At 35.4% G+C, this 5,292-nt stretch carries 9 protein-coding genes; 7 read left to right on the top strand and 2 right to left on the bottom strand.

The window, feature by feature from the left end:
- From DES48_RS15565 to DES48_RS16475, 7 genes are all read left to right on the top strand, one after another.
- Window positions 1-1,629: tail fiber domain-containing protein (locus DES48_RS15565; RefSeq protein WP_211318500.1), on the top strand; the 1,629-nt coding region annotated here is incomplete at its 5' end.
- The gene (locus tag DES48_RS15560; protein WP_113870214.1) at window positions 1,629-2,042 is read left to right on the top strand and encodes a DUF1617 family protein; all 414 of its coding nucleotides are present in this window, start codon (window positions 1,629-1,631) and stop codon (window positions 2,040-2,042) included. The genes DES48_RS15565 and DES48_RS15560, both read left to right, overlap by 1 nt.
- The gene (locus DES48_RS15555; protein ID WP_113870213.1) at window positions 2,042-2,260 is read left to right on the top strand and encodes a hypothetical protein; all 219 of its coding nucleotides are present in this window, start codon (window positions 2,042-2,044) and stop codon (window positions 2,258-2,260) included. The genes DES48_RS15560 and DES48_RS15555 overlap by 1 nt, the downstream gene beginning before the upstream one ends.
- Before the next feature lie 72 nt (window positions 2,261-2,332).
- A complete protein-coding gene (locus DES48_RS15550) occupies window positions 2,333-3,064 on the top strand; it encodes a hypothetical protein (protein WP_113870212.1) in 732 nt (243 codons plus the stop codon).
- Between the two features lie 54 nt (window positions 3,065-3,118).
- Entirely contained in the window at window positions 3,119-3,418 is a 300-nt protein-coding gene (locus tag DES48_RS15545; protein ID WP_113870211.1) for a hypothetical protein, read from the top strand.
- A 16-nt stretch (window positions 3,419-3,434) separates the two neighbouring features.
- On the top strand, window positions 3,435-3,704 hold the full coding sequence (locus tag DES48_RS15540; RefSeq protein WP_113870210.1) for a holin: 270 nt from the start codon (window positions 3,435-3,437) through the stop codon (window positions 3,702-3,704).
- 49 nt (window positions 3,705-3,753) lie between these two features.
- The gene (locus tag DES48_RS16475; protein ID WP_281269254.1) at window positions 3,754-4,578 is read left to right on the top strand and encodes a M15 family metallopeptidase; all 825 of its coding nucleotides are present in this window, start codon (window positions 3,754-3,756) and stop codon (window positions 4,576-4,578) included.
- Window positions 4,579-4,603: 25 nt separating this feature from the next.
- Here DES48_RS16475 and DES48_RS15530 read toward each other — a convergent pair whose 3' ends face one another.
- Together DES48_RS15530 and DES48_RS15525 are read right to left on the bottom strand one after the other, a co-directional pair.
- Window positions 4,604-4,837: a hypothetical protein gene (locus DES48_RS15530; protein WP_113870209.1), complete on the bottom strand. Its 234-nt coding sequence runs from the start codon at window positions 4,835-4,837 to the stop codon at window positions 4,604-4,606.
- Complete coding sequence (locus DES48_RS15525; RefSeq protein ID WP_113870208.1) at window positions 4,837-5,253, bottom strand: helix-turn-helix domain-containing protein; 417 nt, start codon at window positions 5,251-5,253, stop codon at window positions 4,837-4,839. Before DES48_RS15525 ends, DES48_RS15530 begins: the two co-directional genes overlap by 1 nt.
- Window positions 5,254-5,292: the final 39 nt, after the last annotated feature.

Raw genomic sequence — 5,292 nt, 5'->3', positions numbered from 1 at the left:
TTAAAAGCAGACAGTAGCAGAGTAGATACAGTTGCAGGTATTGTGGACGATCATTCTGCGACACTTAGCGTACAAGCTGATCAAATCGCAAGTAAGGTCGAAGCAAGTTACGTGGAAGGTGCGATTGGTGATTTAGAGATTGGCGGAAGGAACTATTTTGTCATTGCAGAAGCAATGGAAGACAAAATTCTTTCATGGAGCAACGGACGCGTAGCTGGTGAAGTAGGAAGTTTACTTAGTGGGTATATAGAATGTTCTGTTGGAGATAAATTTAGCTGTAATTATCAAATAGACCAATTGATGTTTTACAATGCTGATCAAGAATATGTAGGCGCCTTAAGTTATCAAGATAATTTTATTGTTCCAGATGAAAATTATAATTACCCTTACGGTCCTTCCACTCTTCCTACAGATAAGGTTCCTGCTTTTTTCAGAATTGTTTTTAGATCTGATTTTTTAAATGGCAGGCCAAAAGAAGATGTTCGAGTCATGCTAGCTAAAGGTGACAAAGCTACTGACTGGACACCAGCACCAGAAGATGTTCAAGCAGATATTGATGTCGTGTTAAACTATGCTGAATCTGAAATCACACAACTTGCTGATGAGATTGAATTAAGAGTAGAAAAAAATGGTGTCATATCAGCTATTAACCTAACGAGTGAATCAGCTACTATCGAGGCAGACAAAATTAATTTAGTAGGTGCAGTTACGGTTTTATCGGATATAACGGGAAACCTAGGCGCGATTAATGCCGGGACGATTAATGGTGTGAATATTAACGGTTCATCTTTTAATCAAACAGGTTCTAATGGAAGTATAACTATAGATGCTAACGGGTTTGTATTTGACGGTGCGAACAGCAGTATTGAGATGAACGTCGAACAAACCTCTGGTTATCACGGAGATGTTGCTTCGCTTGTATTTAAAGATAACAACAATAACAGGGCGCTCGAAATCTATCAGTATTATACGGATTCGATTATTGCTAGCGATAGAGGTTTGATTTTACGTTCGGGAGATTTAGGGATGGGTCTAGATGCAAGTGATTACTATAGTCGATTTGGTGAACCGGGTGTGCAATTGTCTGGCGGTTTAGAGATACTAACGGGAAATTTTTCTTTGAACGGTCAAATTACCAGTCACTTGACAATGGATGGTGCACACTATGTAAGAACAAACGTAATTGATCATAATGGTTCTGGCACACATTTATATATAAGACCAATGCCCGGTGGAGAAGTTAAAGCCACTGAAATTGGAACGACAAGTTCTTGGGTTCGTGTTACCGGTAAAGACTTCTATAGCGCCTCATCAAGAAGTATTAAGAATAATATTGAACTTTTAGATTTTAATGCACTAGATAAAATCACAGCAACACCTGTATACAGTTATTACTATAATAACGATGGTCCAGATGATAAAAAATCAATTGGGCTAATATTAGAAGAAAGTCCTGCTGAAATTGCGGGAGAAGAAGCAATTAACCATTACGGTATGATGTCGTTACTTTGGAAAGGAGAGCAAGAATTACTTAGTATCACAGATGATCACGCAGACCGTATAAATTATCTTGAGCAGGAAAATCAGGTATTAAAACAAAAAGTAGCAAAACTAGAGGAGGGGCTTTAATGCAAGTAACAATTAAAAATGCGCATTTAGGGCAGGCGACAAGCCTGCTTTTTGATTTGGCTTTAAAAGGTAAACAGTCAAGACATCGTACCAAGTTTATTAAATTGTTGGCCGAACGATCAAAAGAAGTAGAAGAGCAGCGTAAGCAACTAGCTGAAGAACATGCAAATAAAGATGGGGGAGACAAGCCAATCATTAAAGATGAAAAATATGACATTGCTGATCAAGAAGCATTTCAAAAAGACATCCAAGAATTATATGAAGAGGAAATAGTCATTGAAGGTGGCGATCATCAAGATATGTTGAAAACCGTAAAATGGGCACTTGATGAATGTGATAAAGCATATAGTGGAAAAGAAGCTGTCATTTATGATTATTTGTGTGATCAATTTGAAGAGGGAGATGACAAATAATGAATATTACCATTATAAATGTAAGTATGAATTATAAAGATGGTGTAGTTGATAATGTACGCGTGAATTTTCGAGGTAACGATGATGAAAGAACAATTACTGTTAATGGCTATATTCCACTAACGCCACAAGAATTTAACGATAACAGTACTATTGATGCGCTTAGAAATATTGTTAGACAGAAAGTTTCAGATAGAATATTAGAAGTTCCTGCGTAAGTTTAATTAGGTTATTTTTATGCAGGAAATTACCTCTTTTTGTCGAAATGCAATAAAAAAGGAGGATTTAAAATGAGAAAAAAGCACTGTGATTTAATTATTGAAGAACTAGAAGAGATAATAAATGATATAAAAACTAAAGAAGTTAAGTTAGTGGAATCAGATGAAAAAGATATTATGATGCCAAAAGTTAAGAGTTTTTTAGAACACTGTAGAAGTATTTTAGAGTATTGTGCTCAAGATACTTTTGAAAAAGTGTTGTCTCCTGAAGAGAGAGAAAAGAAGTCAAAAAGTAGAAATAATAAAGTTTATTTCCCTTATGGTCATAGAAGAGACATTTTTGAACGAAATATTCACAATAATTTTCCGGGGTTACGAAGTGATAATTCAGTTTACAAATTAATTGAAAAAATGCAAGATTATAATAGGCCTTATGATAAAAAGTTCTTAAGCTACATGTGTGATATTACTAATCAAAACAAGCATGATAAATTATCAACTCATGATAGATCTTCAAGTACAACAATAAATATAGGTGATTTTATAAGTGCCACTAATACTAATATAATTATAAAAGATAGTTATTTTGACGGAATTCCATCAGGAGATTTTAAAATAAAAAGTGACGGAACATTAGAAGGTGACATAAATCCTTTATTACGTTCACAACTTACTGTAGTAAAAGAAGGGTATTTAGTATTTAAGGATTCTAATAAAAAAGTCATTGATTTCTTAGAATTGTGTTTAAAAGAAATACGGTTTTTTTATACTCAGTTTTACAAATTAATTAACAAATATATTTAAATTTAAAGCTCACTTATATAGTGTGCTTTTTATTATGCCGTTAGGGGGTCGAGCATGTCGAATGAGCAGTGGTATACAAACAAAGATTTATTTGAACAGATCAATGCTATACAAGGAGATTTTAAGGATTTAAGATCTGAGATGAAAGAAACACGGTCAATGATTAAGCAATACAATGGCTTACGTGAAGAAGTTGGTCTTGTTAGAGAAGAAGTTGAAGAAGTTAAGAAACAAGTGAAAGAAGCACAAAACATAAATAAAGGTAAATCTAAATTTTTAGAAGCTGTTCGCCTATGGGGCGGATGGCTTTTTGCTTTAATTACGTTAATTGTTTTGCTTAGCCAATATCTTTGAAAGGAGGTGAGAACCTGTGGAACAAGTATTAATTTTTGCAACGGTGCTGTTGCCGATTGTTACTTCTTTAGTTGAATTAGTGAAACGTACTGTGAACATTCCAAAGAACATTGTGCCAATGATCAGCTTAGTCGTTGGATTAGCGGTAGGCGCTGCTTCTTATCCGTTTACCGACTTAGAATTAATCATGAGATTATGGGCAGGTGGCTTTGCAGGGTTGGCTGGAACAGGATTGTTTGAATTAGCGGTTAATAAAAGACAAGGAAGAACAAAGGATGCTGCTTAATTAGGTAGTGTCCTTTTTAATTTAATTAAAACAAAAGGAGAGATTTATTGTGACAGTATCATTAAAAACATTGTTAGATCGTTCTGAAAGGAATATGGGAGCAGTGCATTCAGTCGTTAAGGAAGCAACGCTTGAATTGATTAAACGCGCATACAAGGAAGGTATTTTAGTTCAAATTTCAGACGGTTACCGTAGCCATGCAGAACAAAATGTGTTATACGCTAAAGGAAGAACGGCTGAAGGTAATGTAGTAACTAATGCTCGTGGTGGTCAATCGTACCATAACTTTGGACTAGCTGTAGACTACTTCTTAGTATCAAATGACGGGAAAAAAGCTATTTGGGATGTAAACAAAGACTGGCGACGTGTTGCGGCTATTGGTAAGTCTCTTGGATTTGAATGGGGCGGCGATTGGTCTAGCTTTAAAGACTATCCACATTTACAAATGACTGGCGGGCTATCACTAGCACAACTACGGGCAGGAAAAAAACCTAATCTTGGCGGTACAGCAAGCGCTCCATTCAAAGGGAAAGGTGGCGCAAACCTTAAAGTTGATGGCTACTGGGGAAGCAAAACAACTAGAGCATTGCAATATGCACTTGGAACAACAGAAGATGGTTATATGAGCGATCAAGTACACAACCAGGCTACAGATGCAATCACTAGCGGTATTAAGTTCGGTGATGGCAAGGATGGTAGCATAGTGATTCATGCATTACAACGTAAGATCGGATCCAAAGCCGATGGTCTACTTGGTCCCAACACAGTAGGTGCATTGCAAAAATATCTTGGAACACCTTATGATAAGAAGATCAGCGAGCCGTCTACAATGGTGAAAGAACTTCAACGTAGATTGAACAAAGGTAATCTATAATAAAAAAGCCCTCACTTAGTGGGGGCTATAAAATAGTATTATATTGCTCCATCTCGGCAATAACACGTTCTACACTTAATTCAACGTAATGTTCTTCTGGTTCCTCATCATCATAGTAATAATCAATGATTGGATAGTATTCGTTTGAATACTTTTCACCACGAACAATTTTAATCATATCCGTTTTATCTATTAAACCTTCTTCTAAATCGCTATACAGTTCACTCAACAGCCGATCATAATCATAGGAAAACTTCATTATACTTCCTCTTTGATATAGTTTCTAGCTTCTTCTTCCGTATCAAACTGTTTAGCTTCGTACACATCGCCTAACCCATCAACTTCTAAATTAGCTTCATACTTAACAGTTCCATCACCAAAAGTAATTTTATTTAGTACGTATTCATGCTCACCATCTGCAACAATATTATCTGTATTCACGTCAAATGTTTCAATTACTTCATTATTAACTATTTCCATTTTCATTTCCTCCCAAAATTGATTTAATTTTAACGCGTTCTCTAAAGACAACTTTACTATTTCTATCTCACCTTTTTTTAATCGTCCGATGGTACTACGGTTTATTCCAGTGCTTTGTTGTATTTTATATGCAGTAATATCTGAATCAAGTAATGACTGGATATTATCTACGATATTGTGGTTATTCTTTTTCATTTAGATCGCTCAACTCCTGCTCAAGCTTTTTCTTTTTTT

Source organism: Paraliobacillus ryukyuensis (assembly GCF_003315295.1).
GTDB classification, from domain to species: Bacteria; Bacillota; Bacilli; order Bacillales; family Amphibacillaceae; genus Paraliobacillus; species Paraliobacillus ryukyuensis.
Note: the sequence above shows the minus strand (reverse complement) of the source record. Positions and strands in the feature narration are given on the sequence as shown.

Coding starts and splice junctions, on each gene's coding strand:
- DES48_RS15560 (WP_113870214.1), top strand. CDS start 1,629: ATGCAAGTAACAATTAAAAATGCGCATTTAGGGCAGGCGACAAGCCTG.
- DES48_RS15555 (WP_113870213.1), top strand. CDS start 2,042: ATGAATATTACCATTATAAATGTAAGTATGAATTATAAAGATGGTGTA.
- DES48_RS15550 (WP_113870212.1), top strand. CDS start 2,333: ATGAGAAAAAAGCACTGTGATTTAATTATTGAAGAACTAGAAGAGATA.
- DES48_RS15545 (WP_113870211.1), top strand. CDS start 3,119: ATGTCGAATGAGCAGTGGTATACAAACAAAGATTTATTTGAACAGATC.
- DES48_RS15530 (WP_113870209.1), bottom strand. CDS start 4,837: ATGAAGTTTTCCTATGATTATGATCGGCTGTTGAGTGAACTGTATAGC.
- DES48_RS15525 (WP_113870208.1), bottom strand. CDS start 5,253: ATGAAAAAGAATAACCACAATATCGTAGATAATATCCAGTCATTACTT.